The 20,814-nt window shown below is 38.3% G+C and carries 24 protein-coding genes, 1 pseudogene and 1 riboswitch; of the genes and pseudogenes, 15 read left to right on the top strand and 10 right to left on the bottom strand.

Annotated features, from left to right (window positions below):
- The first annotated feature begins 21 nt into the window (after positions 1 to 21).
- The 3 genes from ACOT8F_RS09650 to ACOT8F_RS09640 all read left to right on the top strand — a co-directional run bounded on the left by ACOT8F_RS09650 (position 22) and on the right by ACOT8F_RS09640 (position 2,975).
- Positions 22 to 1,182 carry an MFS transporter gene (locus ACOT8F_RS09650; RefSeq protein WP_421651564.1) on the top strand — a complete coding sequence of 387 codons (1,161 nt, stop codon included), beginning with the start codon at positions 22 to 24 and terminating at the stop codon, positions 1,180 to 1,182.
- A 252-nt stretch (positions 1,183 to 1,434) separates the two neighbouring features.
- Entirely contained in the window at positions 1,435 to 2,340 is a 906-nt protein-coding gene (locus tag ACOT8F_RS09645; RefSeq protein ID WP_421651562.1) for a GNAT family N-acetyltransferase, read from the top strand.
- A 20-nt stretch (positions 2,341 to 2,360) separates the two neighbouring features.
- Entirely contained in the window at positions 2,361 to 2,975 is a 615-nt protein-coding gene (locus ACOT8F_RS09640) for an FMN-binding negative transcriptional regulator (protein WP_421651560.1), read from the top strand.
- A 5-nt stretch (positions 2,976 to 2,980) separates the two neighbouring features.
- Here ACOT8F_RS09640 and ACOT8F_RS09635 read toward each other — a convergent pair whose 3' ends face one another.
- Together ACOT8F_RS09635 and ACOT8F_RS09630 are read right to left on the bottom strand one after the other, a co-directional pair.
- Positions 2,981 to 3,199, bottom strand: a complete 219-nt coding sequence (locus tag ACOT8F_RS09635) for a hypothetical protein (protein WP_421651559.1) — start codon at positions 3,197 to 3,199, stop codon at positions 2,981 to 2,983.
- 298 nt (positions 3,200 to 3,497) lie between these two features.
- Positions 3,498 to 3,719, bottom strand: a complete 222-nt coding sequence (locus tag ACOT8F_RS09630) for a hypothetical protein (protein WP_421651557.1) — start codon at positions 3,717 to 3,719, stop codon at positions 3,498 to 3,500.
- A 623-nt stretch (positions 3,720 to 4,342) separates the two neighbouring features.
- Here ACOT8F_RS09630 and ACOT8F_RS09625 point away from each other — a divergent pair.
- The 4 genes from ACOT8F_RS09625 (at position 4,343) to ACOT8F_RS09610 (ending at position 6,575) form a co-directional block, all read left to right on the top strand.
- Positions 4,343 to 4,558 (top strand): hypothetical protein, encoded by a 216-nt coding sequence (locus ACOT8F_RS09625; RefSeq protein ID WP_421651555.1) that lies wholly within the window; start codon positions 4,343 to 4,345, stop codon positions 4,556 to 4,558.
- A gap of 60 nt (positions 4,559 to 4,618) precedes the next feature.
- A riboswitch (SAM riboswitch) is annotated at positions 4,619 to 4,726 on the top strand.
- 71 nt (positions 4,727 to 4,797) lie between these two features.
- Entirely contained in the window at positions 4,798 to 5,142 is a 345-nt protein-coding gene (locus ACOT8F_RS09620) for a hypothetical protein (RefSeq protein WP_421651553.1), read from the top strand.
- A 143-nt stretch (positions 5,143 to 5,285) separates the two neighbouring features.
- The gene (locus tag ACOT8F_RS09615; RefSeq protein ID WP_421651552.1) at positions 5,286 to 5,744 is read left to right on the top strand and encodes an NAD(P)H-dependent oxidoreductase; all 459 of its coding nucleotides are present in this window, start codon (positions 5,286 to 5,288) and stop codon (positions 5,742 to 5,744) included.
- Positions 5,745 to 5,990: 246 nt separating this feature from the next.
- Positions 5,991 to 6,575, top strand: coding sequence for a hypothetical protein (locus ACOT8F_RS09610; protein ID WP_421651551.1), 585 nt, complete (start codon positions 5,991 to 5,993; stop codon positions 6,573 to 6,575).
- Between the two features lie 38 nt (positions 6,576 to 6,613).
- On the opposite strand, the gene ACOT8F_RS09605 is transcribed toward ACOT8F_RS09610, so the two are convergent.
- A complete protein-coding gene (locus ACOT8F_RS09605; RefSeq protein WP_421651549.1) occupies positions 6,614 to 7,960 on the bottom strand; it encodes an amino acid permease in 1,347 nt (448 codons plus the stop codon).
- Between the two features lie 227 nt (positions 7,961 to 8,187).
- Between ACOT8F_RS09605 and ACOT8F_RS09600 the strand changes: the two genes are divergently transcribed.
- Entirely contained in the window at positions 8,188 to 8,625 is a 438-nt protein-coding gene (locus tag ACOT8F_RS09600) for a DMT family transporter (protein WP_421651548.1), read from the top strand.
- A 60-nt stretch (positions 8,626 to 8,685) separates the two neighbouring features.
- On the opposite strand, the gene ACOT8F_RS09595 is transcribed toward ACOT8F_RS09600, so the two are convergent.
- Positions 8,686 to 9,216, bottom strand: a complete 531-nt coding sequence (locus ACOT8F_RS09595; protein ID WP_421651546.1) for a YceI family protein — start codon at positions 9,214 to 9,216, stop codon at positions 8,686 to 8,688.
- A 209-nt stretch (positions 9,217 to 9,425) separates the two neighbouring features.
- Positions 9,426 to 9,611 carry a hypothetical protein gene (locus tag ACOT8F_RS09590; RefSeq protein ID WP_421651544.1) on the bottom strand — a complete coding sequence of 62 codons (186 nt, stop codon included), beginning with the start codon at positions 9,609 to 9,611 and terminating at the stop codon, positions 9,426 to 9,428.
- Between the two features lie 281 nt (positions 9,612 to 9,892).
- Here ACOT8F_RS09590 and ACOT8F_RS09585 point away from each other — a divergent pair, with 281 nt between their 5' ends.
- From ACOT8F_RS09585 to ACOT8F_RS09575, 3 genes and pseudogenes are all read left to right on the top strand, one after another.
- On the top strand, positions 9,893 to 10,882 hold the full coding sequence (locus ACOT8F_RS09585; RefSeq protein ID WP_421651543.1) for a L,D-transpeptidase family protein: 990 nt from the start codon (positions 9,893 to 9,895) through the stop codon (positions 10,880 to 10,882).
- Positions 10,883 to 11,207: 325 nt separating this feature from the next.
- Positions 11,208 to 11,330 (top strand): annotated as a pseudogene (locus ACOT8F_RS09580) (peptidoglycan-binding domain-containing protein); the annotation flags it as partial.
- A gap of 498 nt (positions 11,331 to 11,828) precedes the next feature.
- Positions 11,829 to 12,560, top strand: a complete 732-nt coding sequence (locus tag ACOT8F_RS09575) for an alpha/beta fold hydrolase (protein WP_421651541.1) — start codon at positions 11,829 to 11,831, stop codon at positions 12,558 to 12,560.
- A 377-nt stretch (positions 12,561 to 12,937) separates the two neighbouring features.
- On the opposite strand, the gene phaC is transcribed toward ACOT8F_RS09575, so the two are convergent.
- The 5 genes from phaC to ACOT8F_RS09550 form a co-directional block, all read right to left on the bottom strand.
- Entirely contained in the window at positions 12,938 to 13,984 is a 1,047-nt protein-coding gene (gene phaC, locus ACOT8F_RS09570) for a class III poly(R)-hydroxyalkanoic acid synthase subunit PhaC (RefSeq protein WP_421651928.1), read from the bottom strand.
- Between the two features lie 105 nt (positions 13,985 to 14,089).
- On the bottom strand, positions 14,090 to 14,833 hold the full coding sequence (locus ACOT8F_RS09565) for a 3-oxoacyl-ACP reductase (RefSeq protein ID WP_421651540.1): 744 nt from the start codon (positions 14,831 to 14,833) through the stop codon (positions 14,090 to 14,092).
- Positions 14,834 to 14,942: 109 nt separating this feature from the next.
- Positions 14,943 to 16,130 (bottom strand): acetyl-CoA C-acetyltransferase, encoded by a 1,188-nt coding sequence (locus ACOT8F_RS09560; RefSeq protein ID WP_421651538.1) that lies wholly within the window; start codon positions 16,128 to 16,130, stop codon positions 14,943 to 14,945.
- A gap of 321 nt (positions 16,131 to 16,451) precedes the next feature.
- Complete coding sequence (locus ACOT8F_RS09555) at positions 16,452 to 17,195, bottom strand: 3-oxoacyl-ACP reductase (RefSeq protein ID WP_421651537.1); 744 nt, start codon at positions 17,193 to 17,195, stop codon at positions 16,452 to 16,454.
- A 60-nt stretch (positions 17,196 to 17,255) separates the two neighbouring features.
- A complete protein-coding gene (locus ACOT8F_RS09550) occupies positions 17,256 to 17,720 on the bottom strand; it encodes a hypothetical protein (protein WP_421651536.1) in 465 nt (154 codons plus the stop codon).
- Positions 17,721 to 17,907: 187 nt separating this feature from the next.
- Between ACOT8F_RS09550 and phaQ the strand changes: the two genes are divergently transcribed.
- From phaQ to ACOT8F_RS09530, 4 genes are all read left to right on the top strand, one after another.
- Positions 17,908 to 18,366, top strand: coding sequence for a poly-beta-hydroxybutyrate-responsive repressor (phaQ, locus tag ACOT8F_RS09545; protein ID WP_421651535.1), 459 nt, complete (start codon positions 17,908 to 17,910; stop codon positions 18,364 to 18,366).
- A 67-nt stretch (positions 18,367 to 18,433) separates the two neighbouring features.
- Positions 18,434 to 18,940, top strand: a complete 507-nt coding sequence (locus ACOT8F_RS09540; protein WP_421651533.1) for a hypothetical protein — start codon at positions 18,434 to 18,436, stop codon at positions 18,938 to 18,940.
- Positions 18,941 to 19,032: 92 nt separating this feature from the next.
- Positions 19,033 to 19,767, top strand: coding sequence for a 3-oxoacyl-ACP reductase FabG (gene fabG, locus ACOT8F_RS09535; RefSeq protein ID WP_421651532.1), 735 nt, complete (start codon positions 19,033 to 19,035; stop codon positions 19,765 to 19,767).
- Positions 19,768 to 20,089: 322 nt separating this feature from the next.
- On the top strand, positions 20,090 to 20,734 hold the full coding sequence (locus tag ACOT8F_RS09530) for a LytTR family DNA-binding domain-containing protein (RefSeq protein WP_421651531.1): 645 nt from the start codon (positions 20,090 to 20,092) through the stop codon (positions 20,732 to 20,734).
- Positions 20,735 to 20,814: the final 80 nt, after the last annotated feature.

Genomic DNA, 20,814 nt, shown 5'->3' with positions numbered 1-20,814 from the left:
ACCATAAAGGGGATTTTGAATTTGAAGCGTTTAATCTGGATCAGTTGTTTTACTTATCTTCTTATAGGACTTGCCAATATTATTCTTGGTTCCGTGCTGACAGAATTTCTTCATTATTATAAGAAAAGTTATTCTGCGGGAGGATTAATCATCGCGGTGCAGTCGTTTGGCTTTTTTATTGGGGTCATGTCAGCATCAATACTTGTTAAAAAAGTGGAACGAAAAAAGCTGATTCTATTGGCTCTGCTTGCTATAGGCATTTCTCAGCTTGGATTCAGCCTATTGCTGCCTTGGGAAATATGCCTTGTTCTTGCCATGCTGACAGGGATGGGAGCGGGATTTACAGAACCTCTTATAGGATCCTATATTATCGATGCCGTGAAATCCAAAAAGGCAGTCGTATTCAGCAGACTTGAGGTCTTTTTTGGAATAGGAGCCCTTGTGATGCCGCTCTGCTCTGGCTGGCTTGCGGCAACCGGCTACTGGAGATACTCCTTTATGATTTTATTCATCTATTCGTTACTGCTCGTGATATTCTGGCTGAAGCTTTCTTTACAAGGTGTTGTTTCAGAGAATGCAGAAGAAAAGAAAGAACAGCCAGAAAGACAGCCTATTCACTACGGAAAAACAGCCTATTTGCCAGGTTTCGTACTTTTTTTTCTTTTTTATGTCGGTATGGAAGTCAGTATTATGAACTTTCTGCCTTCTATTCTTATCCAAAAGCTCGGCTCAGCTCCTTTTCTGGCAACCTTCAGTGTGACATTTTTCTGGACGGCTATGGTTATAGGCCGGCTGTTTTCCGGTCATCTCGCTGAAAGGTTTACTTATTCCGTGTATTTGGCTGTCTGCTGCATCGGTGCCGCCATATTTATGGCTAGTTTATCGTTTGTTACCAATTTATGGGCGGGTTATTTGATCATTGGGTTAACGGGTCTTTTAATGGCAGGTATTTTTGGAATTTCCCTTGTCTATGCAACTGAGATGTTAAAAGGCAGTACAGATCGTAATACGAGTATCCTTATTGCAGCAGGGGGAATAGGAGGTATCATTCTTCCGCTCATTACAGGGGGAATTATGGATCATTTAGCTATTGAGCTGGTTACCATTTTCCTCGCCATTGTTTCTCTTTATATGTTCTTCTTTATTCTGTTTACGAAGAAGGAAGTGAAAGAAGGAATGTAAAGAAATTTTTTAAAAGCATCTTGTATGTGTAAGGATTTTCTCTGTTCTTTGTCGAAGGCTGTGCCAAACATTGTTGCTGAACGTATGGTCTTAAAACACGTATAAAGATTAGCTTTGTGTCATCTTTTCTTAAAATACGCAGGTGTATTCATGATCTATATTCACTTAATTGCATGAAAAAACAACAAAGTTTAAGAAAAGAGCCTTGTCGAATAGGTAATGAAAATCTGTCATAACCATGGGGGAAGAACGATGGAAACACTTCAAACAGTTGAAATAAAGCCATTCAGCCATTGTACGATTGCAGAAGCATTAGAAGCTTGGAATAAGGGATTTAGAGATTATTACACACCCATCGAATTAAGTGCAGATCAGCTGATCAGCAGGATGGGTCAAATGGGATTATCTCCTGATTATTCCTTTGTGGCCTTTGATCAAGGCGAACCAGTGGGAATTATTTTAAATGCAATAAAGAGGATAAATGGAAAAAAGAGAGCATGGAATGGAGGAACAAGTGTAGCGGTGAATTACCGCAGCCTTGGAGTAGGAAGAGTGCTCGTTAACAAAACCCTCGAGCTTTATAAAAAAGAAGGGGTGGATTCAGCAAGTCTTGAAGCATTCAGTGTTAATAAAAAGGCCATCCGCCTTTATGAGCGCTGCGGTTATAAATTTCAAGATACACTTTTATTTTTTGAACATAAAGGTGCTATGCCGGATAATGTGTTCAAGGCCTCTAAAGTCTTCTCTAAACACTATGGCATACCACATGAAGCGGGACAGCTGTCCTTTTATGATTCAGAGGTTCCATGGCAAACACGCTGGAATTTTTTGTGCAGCGGAGAATCGGTTATCGTGAAGAATGATTTACAGAAGGAAATTGGATATGCCATTTATCAAAGAAGGTTTAATGAAGATGGGAAGCTTTCGGCAGTGGTATTATACCAATGCAAAGTAAGTGAAACAGAGGATAATAAACAGGAAATCCTATTGAACTTGCTGAATGAGGTTTTTCCGCCTGGAATATCCTATCATAAAACAACCTATAATTTGCCGAGTTCAAACGAACTCCTGATCCATTTGCTGGAAAAAGCTGAGTTTAAAGAAGCTGCAGCGCCAAATGGGACACCGTTGAAACAAGCGTTCATGGTATTTGAATAAGTGATAAATGGGGGATAACAGTGTATATACCGAAGGATTTTGAAATAGAGAAGGCAGATGTTATTTACGAATTTATGGAACAAAATGGATTTGCAGCACTTATTTCTAATTTTGAAGATGAACCTGTGGCGACTCATCTCCCTCTCATTCTGGATAGAGAAAACGGGTGTCTATATGGTCACTTTGCTAAAGCGAATGACCAGTGGAGAGGGATTCTGGATAAAACGGTTCTGGCTCTTTTTCAAGGACCGCATTCCTACATTTCCCCATCCTGGTATGAAACGCATAAAGCAGTGCCCACTTGGAATTATGTCAGTATTCACGTGTATGGAAAAATAGTGCTTATAACAGATCCTGAAGAACTCAAAAAAAGCTTAACAATGCTCGTGTCAAAATACGAAGATGCCAGCAGTCCGTATAAAATGGAAAATCTTCCTTCTCATTATTTAGATGGTATGATGAAGGGAATAACAGGTTTTATTCTTAAAATTGACCGGATGGAAGGCAAGTGGAAGCTGAGTCAAAATCATTCTGCTGATCGTCAATTGGCAGTGGCCAGGCATTTGAAAGAGATCGGAAGCGAGAACAGCAGAGCAATTGCTGAATTGATGGAAAAAAATGCGAAAGGTGTTTGACCTCCTTATTTCCGGTAATTCCTTTTCATTAAAGCTTTTCTGCTTATCGTCTGCCAGTCAGTACCATTTTCCAAATAAGAAATTTTTTCCTCCATGCTGACTCGCATTTCATCTACTTTGTTATTTAACTGGGTAACATAATCAAGTACTTCTTTCATTTTAGCTGGAGGAACAATGTAATTACCATGTTCGTCTAACTGAACTTCATCTTCCTGAAAATTCATTGGAGGAACACTCCTTTCCTATTCTGGTTTCTAGTATGAATCATTTAAGGAAAGATATACTGAAAAACCAGAATTAGAGCAGCTAAAGGGAAGATCTTTCAAATAAAAACGGCCGCCTTTTAAAGGCGGCACTTTGGTTATACATGGCTTGTTTTCACAAAATATTGCTGCTATTCATATGTGATTATAAAAAGTATAAAATTAGTTTCGCGGCATCTTTTCTTACAATTCGCGGCTCGCTACTTGTTCGGAATTGTCTTATATAGAGAAAAATGCAACAAAATTTAAGTGTAGAGCCTTAAACGTTTTGAAGTTCCTCCGATTCCAGCCCGTGCTTGCTTAATGCTTCCATCATGAGTTCAGGTACAATTTTCAGCCCGTCATATTCAACTCGGATACTGCCTGTTTTCACATCTATTAACGCTCTTTCAATTCCATTTGTCTGAGAAAGCCTGGACTCTATCATATTAATCTTTTCTTCCGTAAGCGGTTCTTTCACTTGAATAATCGCTATACTCATTTTCCTATTCTCCCTCAACGTTTAATTCTTCCATGGATTAATACCCTCTTTTAGGAGAAATATACCGGAAACGGGAAATTTTTTTAAAAAGAAAATTCCTGCAGCTAACTATCTATGCTACAGGTCTGTTTGTCCTACTCTCTTGTAACTGACCTTGTTACATTAGGATAAATAGGATTTTTCAATTGGAATTCATAGGTTTCCACGTCGACAATCCCAACAACCTTTTCACTATCATGAAGATCAAGCATGACTTAAGCATTTCTTTTGCAGTATGGTACTTCAGCAACCCCGTATTAAAAATCATCCATATCTAAAATTGAATGCTGGGCAATCTTTGTTTCAGTGGCAGCAGGAGCTAAGACCTTTGCTTGCATTGCCAGCCCATTCACTTTCAGTTCATGAGAAGGACCTTCTATAAAAGAACTTGCATTGAACTTCGTTGAACAGTAAGGAACAGCATCACCATTGCAGATGAAAAAATCTCCGTTTATAAAGTCTTCATTTCTTCCCTTTCAGCAAGCATTGAATGAAGAAGCTGCTCACCTCATATGTTTAAAATTCCCTATTAAGGGAACCTTGTAAATGGACGATTCTGATCACTTTTTGAGAGGAAGATGAACATGGACAAAATGATGATGAATATGATGATGATGACAATGATGGAAGACATGCTCGGCAAAATGAGAACGATGAGCATGATGATGGAAAAGATGAAAGAAATGGACATGATGAGTGAAATGGACATGGACATGATGATGAAAAAAATGCAGGAATCAGATGAAATGACAACGATGATGATGAACATGATGAGGGAAATGAAAGAAAAAATGGCATAAATGTATTGACATCTTGGAATAAACTGCGTAAAATTTCATATAACTTAAAAACGTTAAAATCTCTTATCCAGAGAGGCGGAGGGACTGGCCCTATGAAGCCTCAGCAACCACAGTCTTAAGACTGAATGGTGCTAAATCCATCAGAGCGCATGCTCTGGAAGATAAGGGGAGGACCTTTCTGAATAGAAAACCTCTTCTTATGAAGAGGTTTTTTCTTATATTCATAGGAGGTCAATACAGTGAAAAACTTCAGACAAACGAAAGAAGCTTGGACAAATGATTATCTGGATCTGTACTTACATGCTAAAAATACAGGGGATGAAAAGTGGCAGGAAGAGATTTTAGAAAAGCTTTATCTGGCAGATCAGTTCGTCATCAAAGAATTGGAAGAGCAACATGAACAGAAATTATGGAAGAGATTTGATCAGATTAATGAACAATTGCTGGCTATTTATGGTCAATTAAGACAGCAGCTTGACCGTTATGAAAAAGAAAAGCTTCAAGAAAAAGCAATTGAATTGAAAAATCAGCGCATAGACATTTCTCAGAAGATTACTTCAGCCAAAGGATCGTTCACCAATTAGCTTACTGTCATAAGGCAGCTATACCAAGAAATGCTAATTTCGCAAAAGGGGAAGAGGCAGATGAGTGAAATTGTTACTATTTCAGGAAGCCCTTCTATTTTGAATCCAGGTCAACAATTGTATTAAATCATTTAAAGAATAAATTGGAACGCGATGGCCATACAGTGAGAGGAATTTCAGTTCTTGATGTGGATCCGAAGGTGCTGGTTCAGGCAGAATACGATCATCCAACTGTAAGGGAAATTGCTGAAAGCATCCAAAAGGCAGATGGTGTAATCATTGCTTCACCAGTCTACAAAGCGGCCTATTCCGGCGTATTAAAAACCTTGCTTGATCTCTTGCCCCGGGATGCCCTTAAAGAAAAACCATTAATGATCGGAGGCAGCCAGGCACACTTGCTTGCAATTGACTATTCCTTTAAGCCATTGCTTGCAGCACTGCATGCCCAAACCATTTTGAGAGGCGTATACCTGACAGATCCACAGATTGATAAAACCAGCCCGCTTGAGCCGATCAATGAAGCAGACCTTGAAGAAAGAATCAGCAACCAGCTGAAACAATTTATTGAGATTGCCAAGAAGCTGAAGAGCATTCCTGAATAAAGGGGAAGTAATGATATCAGCTTTTTGAAGCGGCTGACTTGCGATATTCCGTTCTTTAGCCGTATTTGCGAGTCAGCTTTATTTCGTTATAGAGACAAGGAAATTTTATTGAAATCGATTTTTTTCACTGATACTTGTATCTACCTGGCAAGCAAGCCTCCAGTATGGTCTAGGATCAGCCCTGCCAACTTCCCAAAACAAAAATATACTATAGTATTTAATGGCAGAAGGCGAGGGACGTCTGGAATGTACCCTGTGAATGAAGAAGAGGAATACAGAAGACGAATTCAGCAAAACAGCCCGAAGCAGCAAAATGATCAGAGCAGGATTCTTACGACTAAACAAATCAGCTCGATTCACGCCTGGATTGCACAAATGGGACAGCATCGGCTTATTCATCAAAAGCTTCAAGTTTCCAAACAAGTATTGAAACTGGAATATCCTGTTATTGGAAATGGTTTCAACCGTATTGTATATGACTTGAATAATGGGACTGTCCTGAAAGTAGCGCTTTCTGAGTGGGGTTATAAAAGTAATGAAACAGAAGCTCAAATATATAAAAGCTGCAATAGGCATGTTAAGCCGAATCTCTGTAAGGTTATAGAATCAGGTCATGGCTGGATTATCATGAAAAAGATGTGCCGCAAAGTCCCGCTTACACTTTTGCATGTAAGGACATTAGTTGAGCTGGAAGTAAAATTCTTAATGAACGGAATTATCCCGATCGATTTGCGGCTGGCAAACGTCGCCTTATCAGAAGAAAATGACATAGTAGTGATTGATTACGGCATGTTTATAAGAGGACTGAACAGTCCTTATTTTAAAATATAAACGCAAAAAAGGAGCTGATCAGAGTCAGCTCCTTTTTTCTATGAAAGGCTGTTATTCTTTTTCCGGTACAAGAAAGAAAAGGAAATCAGCACAGCCAAAATAATCAGACATACGGTTGTTCCAATGAGATTATCTTTATTAAAAACAAAAGAAATAAAGATAATGAAGAGTGCGAGGCTTGCAGCAATTGTTGTGTAGGGTGCCCATTTTACTTTAAAAAAAGGTTCTTCCGAATAGTTTTTTCTAAGCTTAAGCTGGGCAAGACAAATGCTTATCCATAATAAAATAATGGTAAAACCTGGAATTGTCATTAAATAGCTGATGACTTCGCCTGGTGTTTTATAAGCAAGAAAAACGCCAATTGTCAGACAAACAGCTGTTAATAAAATTCCGTTGACAGGAATTCCTAGTTTTGTCACTTTAGCAAGTTTTTTAGGAGCTTCCGCATTGTTTGCCATTGAATAAAGTGTTCTGGAAGTTGCAAAGATTCCTGAATTAGCAGCTGACAAAACGGCTGTTAATAATACAAAGTTCATAATTTGGGCAGCACCTGGCAGTCCTGTAATGGTAAAAACCTGAACAAAGGGGCTATCCTGTCCTGAAACTTTATCCCATGGAATAAGGCCGCAAATGATGAAGATAGGCAGTATATAGAAAAGAATAACTCTGATCACTGTGCCTTTAATGACTTTCGGCAAGACTTTTTTTGCATCCTTCGTCTCCGTTACAGCAACTCCGATCAGTTCTGCTCCCCCGTAGGAGAACGTAACAACCAGAAAAGCACTGAGCATACCTCCAGCTCCATTAGGAAAGAATCCTCCATGGGCTGTATAGTTGGAAAAAGGTTCATGGATTGGACTTGGAATTATGCCGAAAAGAATGCACAAGCCTAAAATGATAAAGACAGTCAGCGTAATAATTTTAATGCCCGCAAAATAGAACTCAAATTCACCATAATATTTTACTTGAATCAAATTAATACCAATGATAAAAATAGTACAAATTAACGTTAAGAGCCAAAGCGGAGCTCCGTTAAACCAAAATTGAAGAAAGCTTCCTGCTGCAAGCAGTTCTACGATGGTTACAATCAGCCAATTAATCCAATAGAGCCATCCGACAATAAAGGAAACCTGCGTGCCGAATGCCTTCGAAATCAGATTCTGCACGTTGATATTCGGGTAAACAATAGCCATTTCTGCAAGAGCGGCCATTACGATAAAGAGAAGCAGCCCTCCCATTAAGTATGCAAAGATCACACTTGGTCCAGCAAGACTAAGTGTATCAGAACTGCCTTTGAAAATTCCTGTTCCTATCATACCTGCGAGGGCAATAAATTGGACATGCCTCGGTAAAAGCCCTTTTTTTAGCTTTTGTTCTTGTTCCATGCTTTTCCTGCCTTCCTGAATAAAAGAAAATAATTGCTGAGTCTTTTTTACTTGAACGCTTTTATGCTTTTGTGCAGTTAAGTGATCAATACTTTGATAGTATAATAGTTCTATCTTATACAGTCAATGGAAGTTTATGCTTGAAGCAAATTCGTCCATTTAAATCCAAAATAGTTGTAAAATATAATTCAGGTTATTATTGATAGTTTAATAGCGGGAGGAACAAAATGAACTGGTTATTTGTAGTGTTAACGGTTGTTGCGGGAGTATTGATGTCCCTTCAGGCTGGGGTTAATGGTGCTCTTGGGAAAAAAATAGGTTCTGTCGAAGGGGCTTTTGTTTCTTTTGCTATTGGCACTTTGGTTCTGCTTTTATCCACTATTTTTATGGGCAAAGGAAATAGCATTATGTCGGTTCTGACTGTGCCGAAATGGCAGCTGCTGGGCGGTTTGCTTGGGGCTGTTTATGTCTTTACGATGGTACTTGTTGTTCCGAAAATTGGTGTCGGTTCTGCTTTATTGGCTTCTATAGCAGGACAGATGGTAGCAAGCACCCTGATTGATCACTTTAACGTTTTTGGGGGCAAGCAGATTTTAATTGACTGGAAGCGGATTACCGCACTTTTACTGATCGCAGTGGCTCTCTATTTATTCAACAAAAGATAGCGAATATAATTTAAAAGAAGCGCTCCCTTCAAAGGGAAGCGCTTCTTTATATATTGAATTCTATTCCTCTACAACAAACTCAAAGTTACAAGTAAATTTAACTTCCTTCCCTACTAGAACACCACCTGTTTCCAGAGCTGCGTTCCATGTCAGGTTGTAATCTTCACGATTTATTTTTCCTTCTACATCAAAGCCGGTAACCGTGCTGCCATCCATAGGGTTTTTGGATGTTCCGTTGTATTCCGCTTTAAGTGTTTCTGTTTTTGTGACGTCTTTTATTGTAAAGTCACCTGTAACTTCGTATTCCTCATCTGTTAATTTTCTAATGGATTTGCTCACAAATGTCATATTAGGATATTTCTCAGTTTCAAAGAAATCTCCAGATTTCAAATGACCGTCACGGTCTGCATTGCCTGTGTTAATAGAGGCTGCATCAATGGTTACTTTTACATCAGATGCCTCAAGATTGTTTAAATCGCCATTAAACTCAACATCAAAGTTTGTAAAAGAACCTTTTGATTTTGAAACCATCATATGTTTGATCTGGAAGTTGACATCGCTATGTACCTTATCCAATTTAAGTGCAGTCATTTCTTCTCCTCCTTTTAAGTAAGCAAACCGGTTATTTTAGTTTTAACTGAACCTAAAAATTAATCTGTCTTGCAGTTTGATCATAACAAATAGTTTGATTTTTGTGAAAAGATAGGCATTAAGAATTTAGGTCTGCGTTTTAAATGAAGGAGAAGAATGCACAAGCAAAGTGGAAGTCTGTAAAAAACAGGTTTACAGCTAATAGTCTATTAAGAACGCTGAATCACAGAAGTAGAATAGCTTTTAATCATTTTTTGCAAATTTTTATGGCCTTCTCTTAGTTTGATTGTTTCTTCGATAATCTTTTGAAACCCTTCTAGATCTCTATCGGAAGCATTTAAAACTGATTTTGGGATACCTTCGGCAATTTGCTGTAAAGTGAACTCTGTACTCATATTCCTCAACCACCTTTTTCATTTTTTTCAGGAAAACGTGCCTTTGTGCTTATTATTTTAGAAAGCATGCTATTTTCCTGCTAAAACCACTCCAAAATTTATCCTCTTTTATCAGCAAATTTCTTTTGAAACTTCCTTTTTTAACAAATAACGACGGTAAATTTTAAAGAAAATCATTTTTAACCAATTCCATCTAATTATTTGGTGCAAATGGAAATCGTTTCTTCGGTAATTGCATACATATAAATGTTTGAAAAACATCTAAACGGGGGTTGAGGTTTTTGTTAAAGAAATGTCTTATCCTTTTCAGCAGTATTTTCCTTCTGCTCTTCTGGACAGGAGTACACGGGGCGTCAGCAGCATCCGGCAAGTTTATCGTTATTAATAAGGCAGTAAACAAGCTTGCTTATTACGAAAACAGCCAGCAAAAAAGAGTCTTCAAGGTTGGTACAGGAAGAAACCAGTCACTGACACCGGAAGGTAAATTTAAAATTGTACAAAAAATCGTAAACAGACCTTATTACAAGGAGCACATTCCAGGCGGTGATCCCCGTAATCCTCTCGGGAACAGATGGATGGGGCTGAATGCCCGAGGTACATGGGGTACAACCTATGGCATCCATGGAAACAATAATCCAAGTTCAATTGGCGGATATGTAAGCAGCGGATGTGTGAGAATGTATGATAACGAAGTGGAGTGGCTCTATAATCAAGTTCCCCTCAACACGCCAGTTATCATAACGACTTCTTCCAAATCGTTTGATTCGATTGCAAAGTCTAATGGATATAATGTAAAAACGGGCGGAGACTCAAGTTCAAGCGGTGAAATGTTGAAAAGGGGCAGCAGAGGCAATTCAGTCGCGGATTTACAGCGGAAATTAACAAGTCTTGGATTTAGCACTGGCAAAATTGATGGTATTTTCGGTTCCGCGACAGAAAAAGCCGTCCGCAATTTTCAAAAAAGCCGCGGTCTGGTTTCGGATGGAATTGTCAGTTCTGCAACATGGAAGGCACTTAACGCAGCAAGTCCTGAAAAGCCATCCCCTGGAGGATCTTCACTTGCAAGCAGCGGAACACTGAAAAAGGGCAGCAAAGGCCCTGCAGTAAAAGAGCTTCAGCAAAAGCTTACAGCTCTAGGGTATGATACGAAGGGCACTGATGGAATATTCGGGGCAAAAACTGAAAAAGCAGTAAAAAGCTTTCAGAAAGCAAAGCATCTTACAGTTGATGGAGCAGTTGGCCCTGAAACAAAAAAAGCTATCTTAAAATAAATGATGAAGACCCCCGCTCAAGGCAGGGGTCTTCGTGTGAAAAGAAGAACTCCTTACAAAAATTGCCCAAGTTTACTCGAAGGATTTAAATTATTTTGCCGACTCCTTTAACCCCTCGGTCATACATAATTTTTTTGCCAATGGGCTCCACTGGATTTTCTATAAAAACCGCTTAGAAGGCAATCTAAGTGTTCTTAATAGTGTATACTAATGCGAATTAATGTATTTTAATACATGAAAGGATTATGTATATTCATGCAATTATGAGGAAGGACTTGAAAGGGGGAAGGCAGTAGCAGAAACTGACCGCTAAGGTTTTTCCACAAAAGGGACAGATGGAATTTTTGGACCGGCAACAGAAGAAGCAGTGAAACAAATTCAAAAAGCAAAGGGTCTGGCTGTTGATGGAATTGTGGGGCCAGCAGTGAAAAATGTACTGTTGAAATAGTTTGTTTAAAAAATAATCTCCAGGATCCTTTGTTGACAGCAATAATTTTTCTGCCCTTTTTGAATAAAAGTTCGTTTTGAGAGCTGAAGTTTTTCCTAATTGACCCTAAGAATAGATACCTTTTTCAACAGATCAACAATTTGATCCATTTTTGCATTCTAAAAAAGGCAAAAGGAGAGTATCTTTCATCATCTCATTTTGTCTCATAAATAAAATGGAAGCATATAATAATAAAAATCTAATTGTTGCTTCTCTTTGAATCTTTTTAATAAACTCCTGCCACCCCTGAAAACATTTGGTTTGCATTTTGATTTTTAAGTTCCCTCTAAAAACAAACGAGTTAATGTTGGCAAAAATGTCTTGAACAATCGGAATGTTTAATAGCACTTACTTTTGTTCATACTGTCAATATTACAACGTCCAGCATTGAAAAAAGGTATGTAATTAATAATTTTATGGGGTTTGATCAATGGGGGAATAATAGAGAGGTAGTTGATCATGTTATCATACAACGATCTTGGTACAGGGACTCCAGTTGTTCTCATACACGGACTTGGCAGTAAGAAGGAAGCTTGGCTGCCACAACATGATTTAGCAAATAGGTATAGGTTAATTATCCCAGACATGAGAGGTCATGGGGAAACGGTAATCAATGAGGACCTTACTGTTAAGAATTTCGCATTGGACATCATAAAGCTGTTGGAAAACCTAAATATCCCATCAGCTTTCATTTGTGGATTGTCATTGGGTGGAATTGTGGCTCAGGAACTATACAAGCAGCGTCCAGATATGGTAAAGGGGTTAATCCTGGCTAACACAACCTCGTATATACCATCTATATTCGCCAATAATATTATCAATCAATCATATGAGCTTCTTCGGAAAGGCAACCAAGAGCTGGTTGAACATATTGTGATGAGGGGTCTATATGATAAAGTCTATAAAGAGGAAGCAAGAAATGCATTTTATATTCGAGACACATACATTGAATCAGCGAAAGCTCCAGTCGGGCTCAATTATTTTTCCGTCCTTCCTACCATAAGAAAACCTGTTCTTCTAATCGGAAGTACACATGACAAAGTCACGCCTTCCTATAACTTATATCTTATGAAGCCTTTTATAAGGCACTCAAAAACCGTCCTATTGAAAAACACTGGACACTTAAGTAACATCGAAAAGAAGGATCTTTTCAACCGGCATGTTACGGATTTTATAGATACCTGTGCATGAAATGAAGTTCTTTTATTTAAAAACAAACGACAATTCTAAAGTGAGCACTTTTCTAATATCTCGACTCGCTGCATGTTACAAGGATATCTGTTACCTGATATTGAAAGCGCTAACAAACAATTTAAAATATAAAAATGACAAATAAGAAAAGCGCAAGCGCCTTGAACAGCCTAAGGCAAGACGGTCATCCGGAGAAAGGCGGTCTTTCCTTTCTCTGGATGAACGGCTTATGACCTAAAGACTCGGGCTAGGCACTGGAGCTGGACAAATCACCCCATAGTACTTTCATATCCAGAAATAAAAAAAACGCCCAAGAGAGGGCGTTTCCGAGAACAGTAGAAAGAAGCGACGGCTACTCTTTCTTCTGAGCTAACAGTTTAATTTGAACGTTCTTCCAACCAGTCGCCAATGGTTGGATAGGTTTGTTTTACGGCTTTAGGTCCAAATGTGATAGACACATGACCTGTAGGCAGAGTAACGTACCTTTTATCTTTGCTGGATATGGCGTTCATTAACGCTTCTACTTGATGCGGTTGTGCAATATGGTCTCTTTCACCTGATAAGTTGAGAACATTTGCGGTAATGTTTTTTAAATTAACCTTACGGCCGCGAATGACGAGTTCCCCTTTAATAAGCTTGTTTTGTTGGTAGAAATCCCTGATCCACTGACGATAGGCTTCACCGGGGAAGGGAACGCCATCTCCTACCCATTTTTGCATAAGTTTCCAGTTTTTTATAAAATCTTCGTTGTCTGCGCGATCAACAAGACTAACATAAGGTCCATAAAAATTGGTTGCAGGTTTTAACATTTTGTTTCCGAAATCGATCATCTCGGGTGGAATAAGACCCAATGTATCGACGACTTTGTCGATGTCGAAATATCGACCATCAAGGAAAGAACCATATAAGCCTGTTTCTTTAAAATCAAATGGGCTTGTCATAAAAACAAAGTTGCGAACCGGCAATTCAGGATGAAGAGCAGCAAAAACGGATGTCATTGTTCCGCCCATGCAGTAACCAAGGATTGAAACTTCAGCCGCCTTAGATGAACGCAATACTTTACGAACGGCACGCGGAATGTAGTCCATAATGTAGTCATCCAGTTTCATATTTTTATCTTCGTAACCTGGTGTACCCCAGTCAAGGAGATACACGTCAAAACCGCGATTAACCATATATTCAACAAAACTGTTTCCTCTTGTTAAATCTAAGATATAGGGTTTATTAATAAGAGCATAAACCAAAAGGAGAGGAACTTTATGCTTTTTCGGCTGATCGGATGTGTATCGGTATAACGTTGCTTTGTTTTTTGTCCAAATGACTTCTTTTGGTGTTGGGCCCACTTCAGGCTCGGAATCTTTTGTTAACACTTCGGTTGCTCTTTTTAAGCGGGAATAATAATGTTTGAACTCATCTGGCATCATTTCTGAAAACTGTTTCCATTCTTTTGAAGCCGTGCTGATCATTGTGACTCACACCTTTCATAGCAGTCAGAATTGTAAAGTATATTCAATTGATAAAAAGATAGACTACATGTATAATCCGCCGTTAATATTTAACTGCTGACCTGTGATATATTCACCATCTTTGCATAGATAAATGATTCCGCGTGCAATTTCATCCGGCTGGCCAAAACGTCGCTGTGGAATTTTAGCAACAATTTTTTCCCGGACATTTTCCGGAATTTCTTGAACCATCTCTGTGTCAATAAATCCAGGGCAAATCGCATTAACGGTTACATTGCTTTTGGCAAGCTCAAGTGCAAGCGATTTTGTGTAACCAATCATTCCTGCTTTTGCTGCAGAATAGTTTGTTTGCCCAAAGCCTCCAGCCTGTCCGATAATAGAGGAAATGTTGATGATTCGTCCTGCATCTGATTCAAGAAGGTAAGACAGGGCAGCGGATGTCGTATTGTAAACGCTGGTTAAATTCACGTCAATGACGGTTCTCCAGTCTTCTTCACTGAGTTTTTTGAAGGTGCTGTCTCTTGTAATTCCTGCATTATTTACTAGGATATCTATTCTGCCGAAATGATCAATCGCTTCTTCTGTTAATTTTTTAGACTCCTCTAAATTTGAAACATCTGCCTGCACGGCATAAGCATCTCCGCCGATTTCTTTAATATCCATGATAAGCTTTTCTGCCGATCCTATGCTGGTGTTATAATTAATAACAACTTTTACCCCATTCCTTGCTAACTCCATTGAAATCGCTGCGCCGATTCCTTTTCCGCCCCCTGTGACGATGGCTACTTTGTTGTTTAAATCTGTCATTTTGGCTTGCTCCCCACTATGTTTGTATGTGAAAAATAAATGTTAGACAAGCTTTACCGACTGCTTAGTTATTTCTAGGCTGTGTTCGACACATCTTTCTCAGGTTAGTTTAGCCGCGCTCTACGATTGTTGCTACCCCTTGTCCTCCGCCAATACAAAGTGTTGCTAATCCTGTTTGGCTATTACGTTTTTGCATTTCGTGAATAAGAGTTACTAAAATGCGAGCACCGCTGGCACCAATTGGATGTCCTAACGCAATAGCACCGCCATTTACATTTAATTTTTCTTTATTAAAATGGAGTTCACGATCTACAGCAATAGATTGAGCAGCAAATGCTTCGTTCGCTTCAATTAAATCAATATCTTCTAATTGTATAGATGCTTTTTCAAGAGCTTTTTTTACTGCTCGGACAGGGCCGATTCCCATAATACTAGGATCTACACCTGCACTCGCATTCGCTTTTATTGTTACTAATGGTTTTATTCCTAATTCAACTGCCTTTTTACGGCTCATTACGACAAATGCTGCAGCACCATCGTTAATTCCTGAAGCATTACCAGCTGTTACAGATCCATCCTTTTTAAATGCCGGGCGAAGTTTTCCTAATCCTTCTGCCGTAGTACCAAACCGAGGAAACTCGTCTTGAGCGAATACTGTTACTTGTCCTTTTCGGCCTGGGACTTCAACAGGGACAATTTCATCAGAAAAGCGATTCGATTCAATTGCTGTTTGAGCCTTTTGCTGACTCCAAGCAGAGAACTCATCTTGTTCTTCACGTGAAACGCTATATTTTTCACTTAGATTTTCAGCCGTTACTCCCATGTGATAATCATTGAAGGCACACCATAATCCATCTTGAATCATGCTATCTACTAATTTTTTATCTCCCATCTTAAATCCATTACGAGCTTCTTTTAACAAGTAAGGAGCCTGGCTCATATTTTCCATTCCACCTGCAACCACCACTTCTGCATCCCCAGCAAGAATAGCTTGTGCTGCCAAATGAACCGCTTTCAGCCCTGACCCGCATACCTTATTAATAGTCATAGCAGATACCTCTTGAGGCAAGCCAGCAGCAAGGGCAGCTTGTCTTGCTGGATTTTGTCCAAGTCCGGCTTGTAAGACATTTCCCATAATGACTTCATCTACTTGATTTGCTTCTATCCCTGCTTTTTCAAGTGCTCCTTTGATAACGATTCCACCTAACGCAGGAGCAGAGACATTTTGCAAACCGCCTCCAAAGCTTCCAATTGCAGTTCTCACAGCACTAATAATAACAACTTCTGTTTGATTCATATCCAAATCTCTCCCTTAACCATTTTGTGGCTGTCGTTTTAATTACATTGCTTGAAAACTCTAAGTCAATGAGACTTGCAAATGACTTAGAAAGTATGTATTTAAAATACAATTTAGTAATCTAATCAATTCTTCACCGAAGTAAAATCTCAGCAGTCATAAACCAACCTTATCAGGATATATAAAGATATTTTTTATTTTAAAAAATTGTAAAGGTTATATGGTTAACATATTAAAAATTTGGTTTTGTTGCCTTATTAAGAGGGAATAGTAAGTTTAGAACTCTTCTGGCATCATTTGAAATCGATGGGAACGATTAGACTACATGTATAATCCGCCGTTAATATTTAACTGCTGACCTGTGATATATTCACCATCTTTGCATAGATAAATGATTCCGCGTGCAATTTCATCCGGCTGGCCAAAACGTCGCTGTGGAATCTTGGCAACAATTTTTTCCCGGACATTTTCCGGAATTTCTTGAACCATCTCTGTGTCAATAAATCCAGGGCAAATCGCGTTTACGGTTACATTGCTTTTGGCAAGCTCAAGTGCAAGCGATTTTGTGTAACCAATCATTCCTGCTTTTGCTGCAGCATAGTTTGTTTGCCCAAAGCCTCCAGCCTGTCCGATAATAGAGGAAATGTTGATGATTCGTCCTGCATCTGATTCAAGAAGGTAAGACAAGGCAGCGGATGTCGTATTGTAAACGCTGGTTAAATTCACGTCAATGACGGTTCTCCAGTCTTCTTCACTGAGTTTTTTGAAGGTGCTGTCTCTTGTAATTCCTGCATTATTTACTAGGATATCTATTCTGCCGAAATGATCAATCGCTTCTTCTACTAATTTTTTAGACTCCTCTAAATTTGAAACATCTGCCTGCACGGCATAAGCATCTCCGCCGATTTCTTTAATATCCATGATAAGCTTTTCTGCCGATCCTATGCTGGTGTTATAATTAATAACAACTTTTACACCATTCCTTGCTAACTCCATTGAAATCGCTGCGCCGATTCCTTTTCCGCCCCCTGTGACGATGGCTACTTTGTTGTTTAAATCTGTCATTTTGGCTTGCTCCCCACTATGTTTGTATGTGAAAAATAAATGTTAGACAAGCTTTACCGACTATTTAGATTTTCCTGCTGTTTCTTTATTGTTTTCTATTTTTTCTATTTTTTCTATTTTTTCTATTTTTTCTGTTTTTAAAAGGGTAAGGATTTCTCTCAGTTTAGTGTCTAGATTCTTCATTTTGTTTTTTATATCGGTCATTTCTCGTTTCAGTTCTACTTGGTTGACTTGATTGGATTTGGTGTCTTCCATTAACTCTTCTAAATCATCCACTTTTGAGTCAACATTAACGATTAGAGAAGAGATGTTTGACAGGTCATTTCGAGTGGGGATATTCATATGTTCCAAATAACGATCTGTTGTTTCATTTAACATTTTCTTGAATAGAAGATTCATCTCCAAGACTTGTCCCATCACTTTAGAAACCGACTCATCTTTCATGTTTTCATCAATTAGAGTACTGGACTGGTTATAAAAGTCCTTCCAAATTTCAAATGGATTAAGGTTTTTTTGCTGATTCATTTGTTTGTTCTCTCCTCTCATGACGCTTATTTTTTGTAGTGATCTAAACTACAACTTTATGATACTAATTAATATCAAATAAAGTAAAGAGGAAATATTTCAAATTTTAAAAGAGACGTTTGACAATTTTATTAAATAGGTGTAAATTACACATAGAGACTATTTAAAAGAGTGAATGGGTGATACAATGACAATAAATAACGAAAAAGCTCCTAAAGTCCCTGCCTCCAAAGATGAGAAGGATCCTAAAGTCTCAACTGCCAAAGATGAGAAAGTGATGACCAATATGCCGAAAAACTTAATGATACCCGTGCTTCTGTTAAGTCTCCGCGGCTGGAATTTACATGGTTATAAATTGATTCAAGAATTGACTCGATTTGGTTTCTCATCTGTTGACCAAGGAAATGTATATCGAACACTAAGACAATTAGAAAAAGACAACATGGTAAAGTCTGAATGGGATATCTCAACAGGAGGACCTGCAAAGCGGATTTATTCCTTAACCGAAGTTGGCGAGGCCTACTTAAAAACCTGCTCAGATTCGTTAGAACAGTACCAATCAATCATTAATCGCTTTTTTACGATGTATATGGATATGTTCCTGCCTAAATCCTTCACACAGAATGATGATAAAGAAGAAAAGTAATGTTCAATAACAGTGATTCTGCAGTATTACTGCAATCATAATAAAGTTTTATTAGGAGGTTTTTTCAATGGAAGAAAACAACAACATGCAGGCTGCTAAAAATTTGGGTGACTCTCTTTTTAACAGTTGGGCAAACAGTTTGAATAGGATCTATGCTTCTCAAAAAGAAGTAGAAAGTCTTACTGTTCAAGCATTTGGACGTCAAAAAGAATCATTGGTAAAAATATCTGAAGATATGAGTCGAATTGAACAAGAACAGAAAAAATTAGTTGAAGAACTGCGCGAAGTTGGTAAGAAAAACATACAAACAGTTTATGGCGAAGAGGCAAGCCAATTTTTTGAACAGTGGAACGAGCACTTTGATGAAGTAACAAACCGCATTCAACAACTAACAGTAACACCATATAAAGAAGGTTTAAATACCTTAAATGATTCACAGGAGTACTTCCAAGAATCGATCAAAAAGGGAATTGAACAGCAACAAAAAGTTCGTGAAGATTTTTTAAACCTAATGAAAACAACACAAAAAGGATTTTTTGATTTAGTTGGATCCAGCACAAAAATGTCATTTTAATTTGTATAAGCAGAACAGCGAATTTTCGCTGTTCTTTTTTTTGAAAAACATAAATATAAGATTAGTAAATAGAAAAATAAGAGGTGAGATTTTTGAAATTAGCCGACAAAGTAGCTTTAATTACGGGTGGAGCAAAGGGGATCGGGAAAGAAACGGCAAAAAAATTCCTTCAAGAAGGTGCCAAGGTGGTCATATGTGATTACGACCAGTCTGCTGGTCTGGCTATACTAGAAGAGTTTGGTGAAGATAGGGCCACCTTTTTTAAAGTCGATGTCACAGATACTGCCCAGATAGAAGAGATGATCAATTCAACGCTAGATACTTTTGGCAGAATAGATATATTGATTAACAATGCAGGCATTACGATTGACGGGTTACTATCAAAAATGGATGAAACCGCTTGGGAAAAGGTGATTTCTGTAAACTTATCAGGTGTCTTTAAATGTACGAAGGCTGTGATCCCAGTTATGTTAGATCAGGGATCTGGAGTGATTCTCAACGCTTCTTCTATCGTCGGTTTATATGGAAATATTGGTCAAACCAATTATGCTGCTACTAAAGCAGGAGTGATTGGCCTTACTAAGAGTTGGGCAAAAGAGCTGGGACCGAAAGGAATTCGGGTCAATGCAGTAGCCCCCGGTTTTATTGAAACAGGGATGATATCGGAAGTACCAAAAAAGATCCTTGATATGATGAAAGAAAAGACACCGCTTAAAAAAATTGGCCAACCAGAAGATATAGCATCGGCCTATTTGTTTCTTGCTTCAGATGATGCGAATTACATAAATGGAGCAATTTTGAGTGTTGATGGCGGATTAGTTATTTAGAAAATTGCAGGAACCATGTAAATGATTCCTGCTTTTTGCGTTTAGGGTGAATGTTTGATTTAGGCTCATTTTTTATAAAGGCTGTTTTCGCAAAGATTGTTGTTATTCGTACGAGCGCAAATCACGTTTATAGACTGGCTTCGGGGCATCTTTTCTTAAAATTTTTGATGAAATGAAGATTTCAGAACTTAAATTAAGAGTTATTAGCAACAAAGTTTAAGAAAAGAGCCTATAAAAAACATTTCCAACCATAGAAACTGCACCGAAAAGGATGTAAAATAATACTGGATTACAAGACTTTACATCATGAAAGGTGCGAAAGATGGAAAGTATAACAGTAGTTTCCCTTTTAGACGTTATAAGTGAATTGTTTTCGGATGAAATTTCGATCGCTGTTTCAAATAAAAAGGAATATATCTATTATCGGCCGAGTAAACGAATTGATTTAAAAATCCGTCCGGGAGATTCTTTAAAGGAAGGAACAATAGCGTATAAAGCCTTAAGCACCAAACAAAAAGTCTCTGAATTTATTAACCGTGACGTGTTTGGAATTCCTTATCATGGGATGGCAGTGCCATTTCTTCACAAAGGAAGACTTGAGGGATGCGTTACCGCTATTTTTCCTGCTTTAACGGATGGAAAATCAGTCGTGACTATGAAAACCTATGATGGATGGATTCCTATTCCTTTTTCACAAGTGGTGTATTTAGAAGCAAAAGATAAAAAAACCAGTGTATATACCGAAGGATACTCTGGCACCCATAAATACTCGCTCCAAGAATTTGAGTACCTTCTTCCAAAGGAAAATTTTATACGTTGTCATCGCTCTTTTATTGTGAATGTTAATCATATTAAAGAGATTTACCCTGATACACATTCAACGTTTTTACTTTCGATGGATAATGGTGACAGAGTACCCGTCAGCCAATCCTACTCTAGCTATTTTCGAAAACTGCTAGGATTTTGAAAAAATATTCTGTTTAAAGCTGTGAATTTGCTGCTTAGTCTGAATTTTTCGTGATTTACTCCGATAGCTCCTATCCTATT

It is taken from the genome of Chryseobacillus diguaensis (assembly GCF_049220665.1).
In the GTDB taxonomy this organism is placed as follows: domain Bacteria; phylum Bacillota; class Bacilli; order Bacillales; family Bacillaceae; genus Metabacillus_B.
This window is presented reverse-complemented; position numbering and strand designations above follow the sequence as displayed.

Coding starts and splice junctions, on each gene's coding strand:
- ACOT8F_RS09645 (WP_421651562.1), top strand. CDS start 1,435: ATGGAAACACTTCAAACAGTTGAAATAAAGCCATTCAGCCATTGTACG.
- ACOT8F_RS09635 (WP_421651559.1), bottom strand. CDS start 3,199: ATGAATTTTCAGGAAGATGAAGTTCAGTTAGACGAACATGGTAATTAC.
- ACOT8F_RS09630 (WP_421651557.1), bottom strand. CDS start 3,719: ATGAGTATAGCGATTATTCAAGTGAAAGAACCGCTTACGGAAGAAAAG.
- ACOT8F_RS09625 (WP_421651555.1), top strand. CDS start 4,343: ATGGACAAAATGATGATGAATATGATGATGATGACAATGATGGAAGAC.
- ACOT8F_RS09610 (WP_421651551.1), top strand. CDS start 5,991: ATGTACCCTGTGAATGAAGAAGAGGAATACAGAAGACGAATTCAGCAA.
- ACOT8F_RS09605 (WP_421651549.1), bottom strand. CDS start 7,960: ATGGAACAAGAACAAAAGCTAAAAAAAGGGCTTTTACCGAGGCATGTC.
- ACOT8F_RS09600 (WP_421651548.1), top strand. CDS start 8,188: ATGAACTGGTTATTTGTAGTGTTAACGGTTGTTGCGGGAGTATTGATG.
- ACOT8F_RS09595 (WP_421651546.1), bottom strand. CDS start 9,216: ATGACTGCACTTAAATTGGATAAGGTACATAGCGATGTCAACTTCCAG.
- ACOT8F_RS09590 (WP_421651544.1), bottom strand. CDS start 9,611: ATGAGTACAGAGTTCACTTTACAGCAAATTGCCGAAGGTATCCCAAAA.
- ACOT8F_RS09575 (WP_421651541.1), top strand. CDS start 11,829: ATGTTATCATACAACGATCTTGGTACAGGGACTCCAGTTGTTCTCATA.
- phaC (WP_421651928.1), bottom strand. CDS start 13,984: ATGATGCCAGATGAGTTCAAACATTATTATTCCCGCTTAAAAAGAGCA.
- ACOT8F_RS09565 (WP_421651540.1), bottom strand. CDS start 14,833: ATGACAGATTTAAACAACAAAGTAGCCATCGTCACAGGGGGCGGAAAA.
- ACOT8F_RS09560 (WP_421651538.1), bottom strand. CDS start 16,130: ATGAATCAAACAGAAGTTGTTATTATTAGTGCTGTGAGAACTGCAATT.
- ACOT8F_RS09555 (WP_421651537.1), bottom strand. CDS start 17,195: ATGACAGATTTAAACAACAAAGTAGCCATCGTCACAGGGGGCGGAAAA.
- ACOT8F_RS09550 (WP_421651536.1), bottom strand. CDS start 17,720: ATGAATCAGCAAAAAAACCTTAATCCATTTGAAATTTGGAAGGACTTT.
- phaQ (WP_421651535.1), top strand. CDS start 17,908: ATGACAATAAATAACGAAAAAGCTCCTAAAGTCCCTGCCTCCAAAGAT.
- ACOT8F_RS09540 (WP_421651533.1), top strand. CDS start 18,434: ATGGAAGAAAACAACAACATGCAGGCTGCTAAAAATTTGGGTGACTCT.
- ACOT8F_RS09530 (WP_421651531.1), top strand. CDS start 20,090: ATGGAAAGTATAACAGTAGTTTCCCTTTTAGACGTTATAAGTGAATTG.